Raw genomic sequence first — 14,252 nt, 5'->3', positions numbered from 1 at the left:
TGCAGGATGGAGGGATGCAGACCGACGACGTCGACGAGTTCTCGTTCAGCCACGAGCAGGCGGAGGGCCTCGGTGTCGCACCGCTCGCCGCGCGCCGGGAGACGACCGAGGTCGACGGCAGGGAGGTGAGCTCCCTGGTGTGGGGCAGCGCGCATCCCACGGTCGCCTTCCTCCACGGCATGGGGTTGAACGCCCACACCTGGGACTCGACGGTGCTCTCGCTCGGTGCGCCGGCCGTCGTGCTCGACCTGCCGGGGCACGGCGACTCGACCTGGCGCGACGACGTCGACTACCGTCCCGTGACGATCGCCCCAGCGGTGGATGCGGCGATCCGCGCGAATTCGGAGGGGCCCCTGCTGCTCGTCGGGCAGTCCCTCGGCGCCATGACGGCCCTCGCCGTGGCGGCGCTCGACCCCGAGCTCGCGACGGGGCTGGTGCTGGTCGACATGAGCCCGGGCATTCGGCCGGCCGACGCGGCGCAAGTCGGCGACTTCCTGTCGGGCCCGCAGGTGTTCCGTTCGCGAGAGGAGATCGTCGACCGCGCCCTGGAGTACGGCATCGGCCACGACCGCGTCGCCCTGACGCGAGGGGTCGGCTTCAACACCCGGATCCTCGACAACGGCGACGTGATCTGGAAACACCACTTCGCCAACCTGCCGGACGGCATCGCTCCTCTCACCGGCGACTTCCCCACCCTCTGGCCCGTGCTCGAGAAGGCGACGGTGCCGATCCTGCTGGTCCACGGCACGACGGGCTACCTCTCCCCCGAAGTCGTCGCGGACTTCCGCGAGCGGGTGCCGGCGGCCAGGGTCGTCGAGCTCGAGGCCGGCCACAACGTGCAGGAGCACGCGCCCAGAGAGCTCGCGGCCACGATCGCGAGCTGGGCAGCCGCCGCCGGCGTCGATCTATGACGTAACAACCATTCCGCCATTCCGCAGCGATGGGGTACTTTTGCTGATGGTTCCGGTTCAGCAGCAATCGGAAGCACTGGGGGCGGCCCCTCGTTCACCAGCGACGAGGCGCACTGCAGAAGCACACTGTTCTTGAGCGACGGGGTGTCCACCACCGCACCTCTGACGACGGGCCTCTCCCGTCGGCAGTGACCCACTCCATCCACGCAAAAAAGGCCCTGTCACCGGAGACACGGAGACAGCCGGCCTGAAAGGTCCAGCCACACACATGCGTTCTGCTCGAATCCTCGCGGGTGCTGCACTCGCCCTCACCGTCGCGCTCGTCGCCGCCGGCTGCTCGTCGTCCTCGTCGTCGTCGTCCTCGTCGAGCGGGAAGGCCGACAGCGGCGCCACCGTCAACGTCGGCCTCGTGCTCGAGCCCACCGACCTCGACATCCGGACCACGTCCGGCATCGCCCTCGACCAGATCCTGATCGACAACGTCTATCAAGGGCTCGTCGGCCGCACCTCGACCAACAAGATCGTGAACGTCTTGGCCAAGAGCCACACGATCTCCAGCGACGGCCTCACCTACACGTTCACCCTGAACAGCGGCGTCACCTTCGACGACGGCGCGAAGCTCACCGCCGACGACGTCGTGTGGTCGCTCGAGCAGGTCAAGAACACTCCCACCTTCCAGAACTCGACCGACCTCTCCGCGGTCTCGAGCATCACCGCGCCGAGCGCCGACACGGTCGAGCTGAAGCTCTCCGCCCCCGACTCGCAGCTGCTCTGGAACCTGTCGGGCCGCGCCGGTCTCGTCCTGGAGAAGGCCGCCACGAACGACCGCAAGACGACCGCCAACGGCACCGGGCCCTACAAGCTCGCGACCTGGAAGCAGGGCGACAGCGTCCACCTCACCCGCTTCAGCGGCTACTGGGGCACCAAGGCCAAGGTCGCCGGCGTCGTCTTCAAGTACTACACGAGCGCCTCGGCTGCCATCAACGCCACCATCTCGGGCGACGTCGACGTGCAGACCGCGGTCGACCCGACCCTCAAGGCTCAGCTCAGCGGCGTCAGCGGCGTGAAGCTCGTCTCGGGCAAGACCACCGACAAGTACACGCTCGCGTTCAACAACGCGGTGGCACCGTTCACCGACATCCGCGTGCGCCAGGCGATCCGGCAGGCCATCGACACCAAGGCGCTGATCACGGCGCTGGGCGGTTCCGCGGTGCAGCAGGGCGGCCCGATCCCCGAGCTCGATCCCGGCTACCAGAACCTCGACTCGGTGGACGCCTACAACCCGACCAAGGCGAAAGAGCTTCTGAAGGAGGCCGGGCAGACCGACCTCACGCTCAACCTGACCTACCCGAACATCTACCCGGCGCAGGTCGGCGACATCCTCACTTCGCAGCTCAAGGCGGTCGGCATCACCCTCAAAGTGCAGCAGACCGACTTCACGACCTGGATCAACAACGTCCTGCTCAAGCGGCCCGCCACGTACCAGCTGAGCTTCGTCGACCACGCCGAGTCGCACGACTTCGACAACTGGGCCAACCCGGACTACTACTTCGGCTACGACAACGCGACGGTGCAGCAGCTCTACAAGGAGTCGATCGCGGCGACCGACACCTCGGTGGCGAACGCCAAGCTCGCCCAGGCCGCGAAGATCGTGGCGGAGGATGCACCGGCCGACTGGCTCTACACGTCGACCACGATCACGGCCATCCATGACGGCGTGACCGGATTCCCCACCTCCTCCACCAGCGCACGCCTCGACCTCGCGAACCTCGCGAAGTCGTAGTGCTCCGCTTCGTCCTGTCCCGCTTCGTCCTGCTCGTCCTCGGGCTGGTCGTCGCGAGTGCCCTGATCTTCTTCACGCTGCGTCTGCTCACCGGCGACGTCGCGCAGGTGATCGCGGGCACGCAGGGCACGGCGGCGCAGGTCGCCGCCATCCGCAGATCCCTCGGGCTCGACCGGCCGGTTGTCGTGCAGTACGGCGACTGGCTGGTCGGGCTCCTGCACGGCGACCTCGGTCGCTCGCTCGTGACGGGGTCGTCCGTCTCGAGTCAGGTCGGCCAGAAACTCGAGGTCACACTGCCGCTGGCAGGGCTCTCGCTCGTGTTCGGGCTGCTGCTGGGCATCCCCCTGGGTGTCGTCTCGGCCCTGCGCCGGCGGAAGATCTCGGGCACGGCGATCTCGGTCGTGGCCCAGGCCTTCGCCGCGGTGCCCGCCGTCTGGGGCGGAATGATCCTCATCGCCCTGTTCGCGGTGTCGATCAAGATCTTCCCGACGCAGGGGTTCCCGAGCGACGGCTGGGCCGAGCCGGGGCGCGCGCTCCGCAGCCTGATCCTGCCGGCGCTGACGGTCGGTGTGATCGAGGGGGCAGTCCTGCTCCGCTTCACCCGCTCGGCCACCCTGTCGGCGCTCGACCAGGACTACGTCCGCACCGCAGCCGCCAAGGGCATGACGAAGACGAGGGCCGTGATCCGCCACGGGCTGCCGAACGTGCTGCTGAGCGTCGTGTCTGTCCTCGGCATCCAGATCGCCGGGCTGATCGTCGGCGCCGTGCTGGTCGAGCAGCTCTTCGTGCTTCCGGGAGTCGGGCGGATGCTCGTGTCAGACGTGGGCGTGCGCGACCTGACGAAGGTGCAGGGCGAACTCCTCGCACTCACGGGCCTCGTGCTGATCGTCGGCTTCGTCGTCGACCTCGTCCACCGGCTCGTCGACCCTCGACTCCGGGAGGTGGGCGAATGACCTGGCTGCGCGAACTCTTCCGCCGCCCCGCCGGCGCGGCCGCCAGCGTCTGGCTGCTGCTGCTCGTCGTCTCCGCGATCGTGTCGTCGTTCTGGACCCCGATCGATCCGTTCACGACCGACCCCTACCACGCGTGGGCCGCGCCGTCGCCGAAGCACCTCTTCGGCACGGACGGCATCGGCCGCGACATCTTCAGCTACGTCTTCGCGGCGACCCGCACGAGTCTCCTCGTCGCCGTCTCGGCCGGAGTCCTCGCCTCCCTCGTCGGAATCGGCCTCTCGGCTTTCGGGTCGTTGACCAGTCGCTGGGTGCGCGACTCGATCGCCGTGCTGATCGACATCCTGATCGCGTTCCCGACGATCCTGATCGCGATGCTGCTGGCCTCGATCCTCGGCGGCTCGCTGTTCGTCGTGGTCGTCGCCACCGGCATCGGCTACGGCGTGAACATCGCCCGGGTCTCGCGCGCCGAGATCCGCCGCGTCCGCCGCACCGACTACGTCCTGGCGGCTCGGGCGAGCGGTGTCGGGCCGGGCGGGATCCTCCTCCGGCACCTGCTGCCCAACGTCGCGCCCACGTTCATCGTCCAGCTCTCGCTCGCGATGGCGACGTCGATCCTCGCCGAGGCCGGTCTGTCGTACCTCGGCTACGGCGCCAGCGCCCAGACGGCGTCGTGGGGGCGCCTCTTGAACGACCTGCAGAACTACATCTCGATCCACCCCCTCAGCGTCGTCTGGCCCGGGCTCGCGATCACCCTGACCGTGCTGGCCTTCAACCTGCTCGGCGACGGCCTGCGCGACGCCACCGACCCGCGACTGCGCGTCCGCAGGAGGACCCGATGACCCTCGACGTCACCTCGCTCACCATCGACATCGGCGGCAGCCGCGTGGTCGACGACCTCTCCTTCTCGGTGGCCGACGGCGAACGCCTGGGGCTGATCGGCGAGTCCGGCTCCGGCAAGTCGCTGAGCATCCTCGCGCTGATCGGGCTGGCTCCCGACGAGGCGACAATCACCGGCAGCGTCGTTCTCGACGGCACGGAGATCCTCGGCCTGCCGGAGCGAGCGCTGGCGCGCATCCGCGGCTCCCGCATCGGCTCGGTCTTCCAGGATCCGCTGACCTCCCTCAACCCCCTCCACACGATCGGGCGGCAGATCGCCGAGCCGTTCCGACTCCACGACAAGCTCGGCAAGGGGGATGCCCGGGCCCGCGCCGTCGAGGCCGCGCGCGAGGTCGGGCTCCCCGACCCCGAGCACGTGGTCGACCTCTTTCCGCATCAGCTCTCCGGCGGGCAGCGCCAGCGTGTCGGGATCGCGATCGCCATCGCACGGCGCCCGACCCTGCTTCTCGCCGACGAGCCGACGACGGCGCTCGACGTCACGACGCAGGCCGAGATCCTCGAGCTGTTCCGACGTCTCACCGACGAGCACGGCATGTCGCTGGTGTTCGTGACCCACGACCTGGCGGTGCTGGCGCAGATCACGTCCGAGGTGGTGGTGCTCTCGCACGGGCGTGCGGTCGAGCGCGGAGCCGTGTCGCGCATCCTCGCCTCTCCCGTCGACCCGGTGACGCAGGGGCTCGTTCGCGCGGCCCGTGAGACGACCTGGAGTGCGTCGTGAGCGGGGCACCCCTTCTTTCGGCCACCGGGATCGGGCGCGACTTCGTGCTCCCCCGTCAGGGGCTCTTCACGCCGGGCGCGGTCCGGCACGCCGTCGTCGACGCGTCGCTGTCGGTCGGGGTCGGCGAGAGTGTCGGCCTCATCGGCGAGTCGGGATCGGGCAAATCGACCCTGGTGCGCATCCTCCTCGCCCTCGATCGCGCCTCGCGCGGCACCGTGGCCTTCGAGGGGCGGCCCGTCGTGCCGGGTTCCGCGGCGTCGCTCCGGTGGTTCCGCCGCGACACGGGCATCGTGCTGCAGGACCCGTACGCGTCGTTGGATCCGAGGATGCGCGTGGCCGACACCGTCGCCGAACCGCTGCGTGCTCTGCGGATCCCCGGCGATCACGCCGCTCTCGTGCTCGCGATGCTGGAGAGGGTCGGCCTGGACTCCACCGCGCTCGACCGGTTCCCCCACGAGTTCAGCGGCGGTCAACGTCAGCGCATCGCCCTCGCGCGGGCGCTCGTGCACGGGCCGCGGCTGCTCGTCGGCGACGAACCCTTGAGCGCCCTCGACGTCACGGTCCGGGCACAGGTCCTCTCCCTGCTCACCTCGCTGCGAGAGGAACGCGGGCTCTCCCTGCTGATCGTGTCGCACGACCTCGGGCTCGTGAACCACCTGTCGGACCGCGTCGCCGTGATGAAGGACGGCGCGATCGTCGAACAGGGGCCGACGCACTCGGTGCTGCGGTCGCCGTCGCACGACTACACGCGACGACTGATCGCGGCGGTGCCGACGTTGCCGGGGGCTGCGCCGCGGGAGTGAGCTGGGGCGGATGCGGCTTGGGGCGGGGCTGCGGCGGCTGCGGCGGGTGCGGCGGCGGCGGTGTGCGCGGCGGCTGCGGCGGTGTGCGTGGCGGCGGCAGCTGCGGGAGGCCGACTCCAGAACACGCCGCTCATGTTCCGGCTGGGCCGCAGCTTCTGGAGTCGGCCCGGCCCCGCCACCCTCTCGTCCGCGGATGTCGGTGGCTGCCCGTACCGTGCTGCCCATGCCCGAGCCGGTCGCAGCATGGTGGGCGCGACGTCAGTGGTCGCGCGGTCTCGACGTGCCCTATGCCACGGGCATGTACCGCGAGGCCTGGGCACCGTTCCCCGTGCTGGTGCGGCAGTACCACCCCGAGTTCAACGGCGGCATCCTGCTGACCCAGATCCCGCCGACCGCCGAGGTCTACCTCTGCTGGCAGTGCGACGCGGGCCACGTCTTCGTGGCCACCCCGGCCGAGCAGCGCTCACGCCCCGGGCGGGAGCGGCGCAGGTCGTCGTGGTGCCCCGACTGTGCGGCCGCCGCGAATCCGCGGGCGCCGGTGCTGCGGCCGGCTCCTCCGGCTGTCGAAGGCGTCCAGACGTCGCGGGTCGCGGCGACGACCGCTTCGGTGCCGGCTGCGGCCACGGGCCGGTTCGCCGGGCCGCACCCGCTCTCCGTCCGACCTCCGCGCCCGAGCACCCGGGCCGCGGCACGTGTGTGCGCGAAGACTCCCCACCTGCCGCCTGGAGAAGCGTTCGCCAGCCAGTGCGCTCCCAAGCCCGCGTCGGCTGTCGAAGCCCAGCTCCGCTTCGACCTCGCCGCCCGGCTCGAGTTCGAGCCCGGGCTCACGGCGGTACGGCTCGCCCGGCCGTTCTTCGATCACCTCGAGGCCTGGCCCGACATCGTGCTGTCCGAACTCCGAGTCGCCATCGAGTACGACTCGACGGGCCGCCACGGCCTCGAGCACGTGGGCAAGCGCGAAGAAGCCGATCGGCGAAAAGACCGCGCTCTCCGGGCGGCCGGGTGGGAGGTCCTCCGGATCCGCACCGGCCGACTCCCGGCGCTCGGCCCCTACGACCTGCAGGTGGCCGGCCTGACGAAGAAGACGGTCGGGCTCGTGCTCGATCGGCTCCGCGAGGTCCGCGGCTCGTTGTTCGTCGACGCGTACCTCCGCTGAGTCGCGCCGGGCCATCCGCTGCGCCGTCCCCTCCCCCGCGCGGGAGGCCGAATGGGCGGAGTCGGCCGCCACCGGCGGGGTGACCGGCCATCTCCGCCCTCTCGGTCTCGCGCCAATCGCCACAGCAGCCGAATGTGCGGCGAGAGTCCCGTTCGTGCTCCTCGGACGGTCGAGCGGCAGCAGCACGTGGACACTCGCCGAGCCGGCGGCAGCTGCACGTGGACACTCGCCGAGCGAGCGGCGCCGCCACTCAGACTCACCGAGCCAGCGCCTCGCTCAACCAACGCGAGTACTGCGCCCAGGGGTCGGGATGCCCCGCGGCCAGCTCGGCCACATGCGCGAGCAGCCGGGGCTCGGCGGCGAACCATTCCGTCGTGGCGAATCGCTCGGCGGCGAACTGCTCGTGACGGGCCCGCTCGACGAGGCGGTCGCCGCGTTCGAATGCCAGCACCTCGTCGTGCCACAGCCGGCCGAGGCGCTGCCGCGGGTTGGCCGACGTGCCGATCTTGATCCGGTCGTCGAAGCGGATGTAATAGACGACGTCCACGCGCGGCAACGGCAGTTCGTCGTCGGGGAAGTCACCCACCCGCCACTCGCAGACCGCGCAGAGCCAGCCCGCCGGGTAGCGGACCCCGAGGCGCGAGCCGCAGGCGACGCATGGCGACGCGAGCAGATCGGTGGCCCCGAAGGCCGCCTGGTGGGAGTCGGAGGCGGCCCACTCGGCTGCCACCTCGAGGTGCTGCGGGCAGAGCGGAACAGGGCACAGTGCACCAGGGCCCGCGGGATGCACTCGACCCGGGCATCCCCCGACGGCGCACGCCGCCCCTGCCGCCACCCCTCGAGTCATGCCGCGACGATAGCCCGAGCCACCGACACCGTCACCGTCACGACAGCGGAGAAAGCGAGAGCGAGAGCGACAGCGACAGCGACAGCGTCGGAGTCGGAGTCAGAAGGTCCCCGTCGGCACGCCGAGCGCCACCTCGAGGCCGCGCGACACCAGGGCGGCCCGCGCTTCGGCGTCGAGGTAGCCGACCAGCGCGTAGGCGGTGGTGCTGTCGACCAGCGCGAAGAACTGCCGGGCCACCAGCTCGGGCTCGCAGGGCTGGAACATCCCCGCGTCGACTCCGGCGACGATGAGCTCGACGAGAAGGCCCTGCCACGCCGTCATGCTGGTGCGGGCGGCGGCGGCGACGCGGTCGTTGTGGCGTCCCACGCTCCAGGCGTCGGCCCAGACCGTCTTCGAGATGTCGTGCTCGCTGCCCTGCAGAGACACGACCAGCTTCTGGACCCCTTCGAGCGGAGTCGAGGCCGTGCCCAGTTCGGTGCTGATCCGGTCGAGCTCGGCGGCGGCCAGATCGGAGAAGGTCCGAGCGGCGAGGGCGCTCATCGACGGCTCGCGGGCGGCGACGGCCGCCGGGGTGAGCCCCGACGACGACACCATGCGGCGCAGGGTGATCGAGGTGAGCCCGACGGAGGTCGCGATGTCGCGAGCGGCTCGGTCGATGGCTTCGCCTTCGGCGTCGGTCGCCGTTCCCGAATCGAAGGTACGGGACAGCGATGATTCGACACTCATGCTCCCCAGGCTAGGCGACCTTGTCGGACGCGACGGGGAACCGGGCCGCATCAACCCCGCTTCAGGCGACTTCGGTGGCCTTCTGAGCCTCGGGGACGACGAAGAAGTCGCCGTAGCAGGCCTCGTCGGCGGGGAGCGGGGGATGCACGACAGACGCGGTCGAACGGGAGGTCGCGCCCGCCGGGAAGCCGGCCATAGCGGAAGCCGACGTGGCGGAGGCGGACGTGGCGCGGCGACGCTTGGGGTAGACCTCGAGTGTGATCGGACGCACGCCGGGTGCGCGGAGATAGGTGCTTCCGCCGTGCGAGACGGCGGTGGGGGGAACGGCATGCAAAGGAGACATGATCGACTCGTTTCTGGTGGCCCTGCAGCCACCCGAGGCTCCGGATGTGAGATGCGGCCCTGCCGTGAACCAGGACCACGAGAGGATCATGACACGCAGATCGCTAGATCGGCTAGCGACTTGGACGCACCGTTCGCATTGCGGACAGAGAACCTCGGAGGTCGACCCGAGCATCCCGCCGTCTGGCCGTAACCGACCGGCGCGTGCGTCGATAGGGTGACTCGAGCGCACCGAGAGGGTTGGAGGACCATGCACGGCTACGTCCTGTTCGTCGCCCCCGACGGGCGAATCGATCGGCTCGAAGCCGACCAGCCGACACGTCGCAGTCTGATGCGCTTCCTGACCGATTCGGTGCCGCTCCAGTGCCGCACGGTCGGGCTCGTGATCACCGACACGGAAGCCCTGCCGCTCCGTGTCGCCCCGCATCGTGGCGAGTCACGGCACCTCCGGTCGGTGCCCGCCTCCTGACTGTGGGTCGCGGCTCGACTGCGGCCGATCGGCGACGGAAGGCCACCCGGAGCCAGGGTGTTCACTGGCACGATGACCGATCCCATCGTCACCCCCCTCGGGTATTCGCACGTCCGCTTGACCGTCACCGACATCCATCGCAGCAAGGCCTTCTACCGGGCCCTCTTCGGCATGGAGCCGGGCAGCGACTTCAGCGACCAGATCGACGATCCCACGATCCACGACGACCCCGACCGGACCTACGGCGGCTGCTCCTTCACGTTCGGCGGCCAAACACTGGGGCTCCGACCCGTGGCCCTCGCTGATGATCGGTTCGACCCGAACCGCGTCGGGCTCGACCATCTGAGCCTGCGTGTGGCTTCGGTCGCCGACCTGCACACGGCGGCCGAACGACTCGCCGAGGCCGGCATCGAGCACGGAGAGGTGACGGATCTTCCGGCCTTCGGCCTCGTCATCCTCTCGCTCCAGGATCCGGACGACATCAACCTCGAGCTCGCCGCGCCTCGCGGCTGAGGTCGCCGCGCGCCGATCCTGAGCGAGTCCGCGCTTCGTGCGTGAGCGAGTCCGTCAGGCGCGCGTCGTCTCTAGGTGGGCGTAGTCCGGCAACTCGATCTTGTCGGCCGGAGGCCTGAACAGCTTTCCGCCGACCTTCGTGAGCACCGGGCTCGACGCCGCTCTGATGCCGTAACGGAACACCCGCAGCCCGAGCGCCGTCCGCGGGTTCGCCACCTTCGGGACCCCCGGCGGCAGCTTCTGCGCCTGGTCGACATAGGGCCGCATGATCCTGTCGTAGGCCGCGAACGCGTCGCGGTGATGCACGTGGGATGCAAGCTCCCCCGCCAGCACGTAGGCGCCCACGACCGAGAGGCTCGTGCCCATGCCGCTCACCGGGGAGGCGCACCAGGCGGCGTCGCCCGTCAGAGCGACCCGGCCCCGCGACCACTCGGGCGCGTGCACCTGGCCGATCGCCTCGTAGTAGACGTCCTCCGTCGAATCGAGGGCGGCGAGGATGCGCGGGGCGGCGTAGCCCACGTCGGCGAACTGGTCGCGGAGGTGCTGCTTCTGCTCCTCGAGGCTGCGTCGGTTCTCGCGCCGAGCGCTCGCGCCCCGATCCGAGCTGTAGTCGATGGAGGTCAGCACCGCCCGCGTGGTCCCGTGCCGGTCGGGCCGGACGGTGACAGCCAGGCCTCCCGGCTCGTTGTACCAGTTCCACCAGTCGTCGTCGTCGGGTGTGCGCTCGAGGGTGAGGTAGGTCATGTCCATGCCGAGGGGCTTGATGACCGGGGCACTCGGGCCGTCGGCGCCGAACACCAGCCGACGGGTCGAGGAGCCGATGCCGTCGGCGGCGATCACCAGGTCGAAGGTGCGGTCCGGGCCGTTCTCGAACGAGACGCGGACGTGATCGCCCGTGTCGTCGACGGCCGTGATGGAGTCGCCGTAGACGTATTCGGTGGTGCTCGCGTCGCTGGTGCTGGTGTCGTCGGCCGTGCTCGCGTCGCCGGTCGGGCTCGCGTCGCCGGTGCTCGCGTCGCCGGTGCTCGCGTCGCCGGTGCTCGCGTCGACGAAGATCCGCGAGAGGTCGCCGCGGAGGATCTCGATCTCGGCGGTGGCCCCTTCCGTGTCGGACTCCCCCGCCGGGAACTCGGCCACGACGGCACCGCCCTCGCCGAGGAACCGTGTGCCGACCTCACCCGTCGTCGCGGCCCGGACGGCGTCCTCGAGCCCGGCTCGGCGGAGCACCTCGCGGGCGGCTCCACGGATGTCGATGTTCTGGCCGCCGGTGCGGAACTGCGGCGCCTTCTCGACGACGGTCGCCTGCCAGCCGTAGCGCCGCAGCCAGAAGGCGAGCGCGGGCCCGGCGATGCTGGCCCCCGAGATCAGGACGTGCGGTCGGGTCATGGTGGTGCCTCTCGGTGCAGGTGCGGTGCTGTGCGGGTGCGGGTGGGGGCGCTTCAGCGGGGCAAGGCAGCGGGAGCCGCGACCCCTGCGCCCGACAGTAGGCGGCTTCGCGACGCTCGGCGCGCCGCAGGCCTCCGGCGGCGGGAGACCGCTGTCGTCCCGTGACCTGTTGTCCTCCGCGGTGAATTCACGCCCACCGACAACACCCCGGCAGGCGCCGTAGTTGTCTGCCCGCGTGAATTCACCCCCACGGACAACGGCCCACCGCACCGAACAGATGTCCGTCGCAGTGAATTCACGCCGGCCGACAACAGCACGCCACGCCAATCAGATGTCCGTCGCGGTGAATTCACGCCGGACGACAACACGTGCGCGCACGAGTTCAGGCTCGGTCGCCGGGCATCCCCCGTCTCGCCGGTTCTGCGATCACGAGGGCTGGGCGGCGCGCCATTCGGCCGCGAGCACGGCCATGATGACCTCGTCGTGGAACTCGCCGTCGTGGAACACCACCTGCCGTCGCACGCCCTCCTCGACGAAGCCCGCCTTGGCGTAGGCACGCCGGGCCCGCGCATTGAAGGCCCAGACGCGGAGTTCGATCTGGTTCAGCGCCATCTCGAGGAAGCCGTAGCGCACGAGGGTCCGGACGGCATCGGTTCCGAGGCCGCGGTCGGTGAAGTCCGGCCCGAGGAGGATCGCGAGGGTCCCAGCCCGCCAGGGCAGAGCGGCGCCGTACAGGGTGGCGTGCCCGACGAGCTCGTCGGTCGCGAGGGAGCACACACTGAAGCCGACCGACCCCGGCCCCGTGTTCGCACTCCACTCGCGGAACATCTCGGCGGCGGCTCCCTCGGGGCGTGGCCGCACGAAGGGCTGCTGCAACGGAGCCCAAGCGGGGTCCGGGACCGTAGTACGGGGGTGCAGCTCGGAGCGCGGGCAGAGGCGCACCCCCGAACCCGCGCAGAACCCCAGGTCGACGAGGGTGCGGTGCGGCAACCGGGGTGCTCCTCCGCGGGAGCGGGGTGCGGGCGCGCGGAACGGGGGTGCAGCTCATCGCGCGCAGACCGATGCCCGCGCGAGCAGGGTCCTGGCGCGCGGAACGGGGGTGCGGGTCCACAGGGACGGGGTGCGGGTCAAGGCCCGGCCGACGCAGCCAGCCGAAACGAGCTAACTCGCCCCGCCGCCGTCACCACTGCGGCGGGTGCCGCCGATGCCACTTGATGCGCCGCTCGAGCTGCGCGCCGATCGCCAGCAGCACGTCCTCGCGCCCCGGCCGCCCGATCAGCTGCACCCCGACCGGCAGCCCGTCCGCCTCGTGCACCGGCAGGCTGATCGCCGGCAGCCCGGCCACGTTCACGAACGAGGTGAACGGCGCGTACAGGCACTGCTGCTCGAAGTTCCTCTCGGCGTCGACGGCGTCGTACCAGCCGTTCGGGCGCGGCGGCAGGGCGTTCGTCGGGGTCAGCACCGCGTCGAAGCGGTCGAACCGGGCGATGACCATCCGCTCGAACGCGGTCAGCCCCGCGAGAGCGCCTGCGAGGTCACGTGCGCCGAGCGACCGCCCCTGCAGCACGAGCCAGCGGGTGATGGGCTCGAGCAGGTCGAGGTCGGCCCCCTCGGCCGGGATCGACGCGGCACCCGCTTGCCAGAGCGTGCGGAAGTGCGTGCCGTAGTCCGACGGTGGAAGGGACGTCTCGTCGAGGCCGTGGCCGATCGCAGCCAGGTGGTCGACGGTGAGTTGCAGGGCATCCCGCGCGCTGGGGTCGATGGTCACGTCGTAGACGTCGTCCCACGGGCTGGTGGTCATGACGCCTATCTCGTAGCGCCCCTCGCCGCGCAGAGCCGACCCCAGATAGGCGGAGCCGAAACCGGGGCCGTCGGGATGCTCGGGGGCACGCAGGGCGTACGGGTGACGGGCCGGCAGGGAGTCGGGCGACACCATCGCGTCGAGGAGCATGCCGGCGTCGGCGACTGTCCGGGCGAGCGGGCCCCCGACGGCCAGGCCGCCGAGGCTCGTGATGCCGGACTGCGACGGGACGCGACCCCGCGACGGCTTGAGCCCGACGAGGCCGGTGGCCGACGCCGGGATCCGGATCGAGCCTCCCCCGTCGGATCCGGGTGCGAACGGGATCAGGCCCGCGGCCACCGCAGCGGCCGCCCCGCCGCTCGAGCCGCCGGGATTGAGAGAGGGGTTCCAGGGGTTGCGAGTCGGCGGACCGACGAGCGACTCGGTGTACGACGTGAGGCCGAACTCGGGGGTCGCCGTCTTGCCGAGGCTGATCGCGCCGGCGGCGTCGAGGGCCTCGACGATGCCGGAACTGCTGCTCGGAACCCGGCCCAGGGAGAGCCGCGAGCCCGACCAGGTCGGCACCCCCGCGCGGTCGTACAGATCCTTGTCGGCCAGAGGAAGGGCCCAGAGCGGGGCGGTCGACCGACCGCCGTCGGTCAGGGCTCGGGCCCGAGCACGAGCGGCATCCGCCGTGACGGTGACGAAGGAGCCGAGGCCGTCCGGGCCGCCGTCGAGACGCCCGATCCGCTCGAGATAGTGGTCGACCAGTTCGAGCGGAGAGACCTCTCCGCGACGGAGCCAGTCGTACTGTTCGTGGGCGCTGAGATGGTGGAGTTCGAACATCGGGTCGATCCTACGGCCGGGGTCGCCCGCGCATCGGGTGACAGCCGATGTCCTCCCTCCTGCGACTGATTTCGGGCGTCCGCTCACGGTTTCCTGAACGACTCTGGACTGTTCGGCGACAC

The 14,252-nt window shown here is 70.8% G+C and carries 15 protein-coding genes; 9 read left to right on the top strand and 6 right to left on the bottom strand.

The window, feature by feature from the left end:
- Positions 1–14: 14 nt before the first annotated feature.
- The 7 genes from ABEA39_RS01880 (at position 15) to ABEA39_RS01850 (ending at position 7,221) form a co-directional block, all read left to right on the top strand.
- A complete protein-coding gene (locus ABEA39_RS01880) occupies positions 15–911 on the top strand; it encodes an alpha/beta fold hydrolase (RefSeq protein ID WP_345372580.1) in 897 nt (298 codons plus the stop codon).
- Positions 912–1,179: 268 nt separating this feature from the next.
- Positions 1,180–2,694, top strand: coding sequence for an ABC transporter substrate-binding protein (locus ABEA39_RS01875; RefSeq protein ID WP_345372578.1), 1,515 nt, complete (start codon positions 1,180–1,182; stop codon positions 2,692–2,694).
- Positions 2,694–3,647: an ABC transporter permease gene (locus ABEA39_RS01870; RefSeq protein ID WP_345372576.1), complete on the top strand. Its 954-nt coding sequence runs from the start codon at positions 2,694–2,696 to the stop codon at positions 3,645–3,647. The genes ABEA39_RS01875 and ABEA39_RS01870 overlap by 1 nt, the downstream gene beginning before the upstream one ends.
- Complete coding sequence (locus ABEA39_RS01865; RefSeq protein WP_345372574.1) at positions 3,644–4,486, top strand: ABC transporter permease; 843 nt, start codon at positions 3,644–3,646, stop codon at positions 4,484–4,486. Before ABEA39_RS01870 ends, ABEA39_RS01865 begins: the two co-directional genes overlap by 4 nt.
- Positions 4,483–5,262, top strand: a complete 780-nt coding sequence (locus ABEA39_RS01860) for an ABC transporter ATP-binding protein (RefSeq protein ID WP_345372572.1) — start codon at positions 4,483–4,485, stop codon at positions 5,260–5,262. The genes ABEA39_RS01865 and ABEA39_RS01860 overlap by 4 nt, the downstream gene beginning before the upstream one ends.
- Positions 5,259–6,065, top strand: coding sequence for an ABC transporter ATP-binding protein (locus ABEA39_RS01855; RefSeq protein ID WP_345372570.1), 807 nt, complete (start codon positions 5,259–5,261; stop codon positions 6,063–6,065). Before ABEA39_RS01860 ends, ABEA39_RS01855 begins: the two co-directional genes overlap by 4 nt.
- A 223-nt stretch (positions 6,066–6,288) precedes the next feature.
- On the top strand, positions 6,289–7,221 hold the full coding sequence (locus ABEA39_RS01850; RefSeq protein WP_345372567.1) for a zinc-ribbon domain-containing protein: 933 nt from the start codon (positions 6,289–6,291) through the stop codon (positions 7,219–7,221).
- A gap of 256 nt (positions 7,222–7,477) precedes the next feature.
- Here ABEA39_RS01850 and ABEA39_RS01845 read toward each other — a convergent pair whose 3' ends face one another.
- From ABEA39_RS01845 to ABEA39_RS01835, 3 genes are all read right to left on the bottom strand, one after another.
- Positions 7,478–8,068: a GIY-YIG nuclease family protein gene (locus tag ABEA39_RS01845; RefSeq protein ID WP_345372565.1), complete on the bottom strand. Its 591-nt coding sequence runs from the start codon at positions 8,066–8,068 to the stop codon at positions 7,478–7,480.
- A 99-nt stretch (positions 8,069–8,167) separates the two neighbouring features.
- Positions 8,168–8,794, bottom strand: coding sequence for a TetR family transcriptional regulator C-terminal domain-containing protein (locus ABEA39_RS01840; protein WP_345372562.1), 627 nt, complete (start codon positions 8,792–8,794; stop codon positions 8,168–8,170).
- A 61-nt stretch (positions 8,795–8,855) separates the two neighbouring features.
- A complete protein-coding gene (locus tag ABEA39_RS01835; RefSeq protein ID WP_345372560.1) occupies positions 8,856–9,137 on the bottom strand; it encodes a hypothetical protein in 282 nt (93 codons plus the stop codon).
- A 249-nt stretch (positions 9,138–9,386) separates the two neighbouring features.
- Between ABEA39_RS01835 and ABEA39_RS01830 the strand changes: the two genes are divergently transcribed.
- Positions 9,387–9,605: a hypothetical protein gene (locus tag ABEA39_RS01830; protein ID WP_345372557.1), complete on the top strand. Its 219-nt coding sequence runs from the start codon at positions 9,387–9,389 to the stop codon at positions 9,603–9,605.
- Between the two features lie 72 nt (positions 9,606–9,677).
- Entirely contained in the window at positions 9,678–10,118 is a 441-nt protein-coding gene (locus tag ABEA39_RS01825) for a VOC family protein (protein ID WP_345372555.1), read from the top strand.
- A gap of 54 nt (positions 10,119–10,172) precedes the next feature.
- On the opposite strand, the gene ABEA39_RS01820 is transcribed toward ABEA39_RS01825, so the two are convergent.
- The 3 genes from ABEA39_RS01820 to ABEA39_RS01810 all read right to left on the bottom strand — a co-directional run bounded on the left by ABEA39_RS01820 (position 10,173) and on the right by ABEA39_RS01810 (position 14,130).
- Positions 10,173–11,504, bottom strand: coding sequence for an FAD-dependent monooxygenase (locus tag ABEA39_RS01820; protein ID WP_345372553.1), 1,332 nt, complete (start codon positions 11,502–11,504; stop codon positions 10,173–10,175).
- Positions 11,505–11,930: 426 nt separating this feature from the next.
- Positions 11,931–12,365, bottom strand: coding sequence for a GNAT family N-acetyltransferase (locus tag ABEA39_RS01815; protein ID WP_345372551.1), 435 nt, complete (start codon positions 12,363–12,365; stop codon positions 11,931–11,933).
- Positions 12,366–12,684: 319 nt separating this feature from the next.
- Positions 12,685–14,130: an amidase gene (locus ABEA39_RS01810; protein WP_345372549.1), complete on the bottom strand. Its 1,446-nt coding sequence runs from the start codon at positions 14,128–14,130 to the stop codon at positions 12,685–12,687.
- Between the last annotated feature and the right edge of the window lie 122 nt (positions 14,131–14,252).

This window comes from Frondihabitans cladoniiphilus, assembly GCF_039544345.1.
GTDB classification, from domain to species: domain Bacteria; phylum Actinomycetota; class Actinomycetes; order Actinomycetales; family Microbacteriaceae; genus Frondihabitans; species Frondihabitans cladoniiphilus.
Note: the sequence above shows the minus strand (reverse complement) of the source record. Positions and strands in the feature narration are given on the sequence as shown.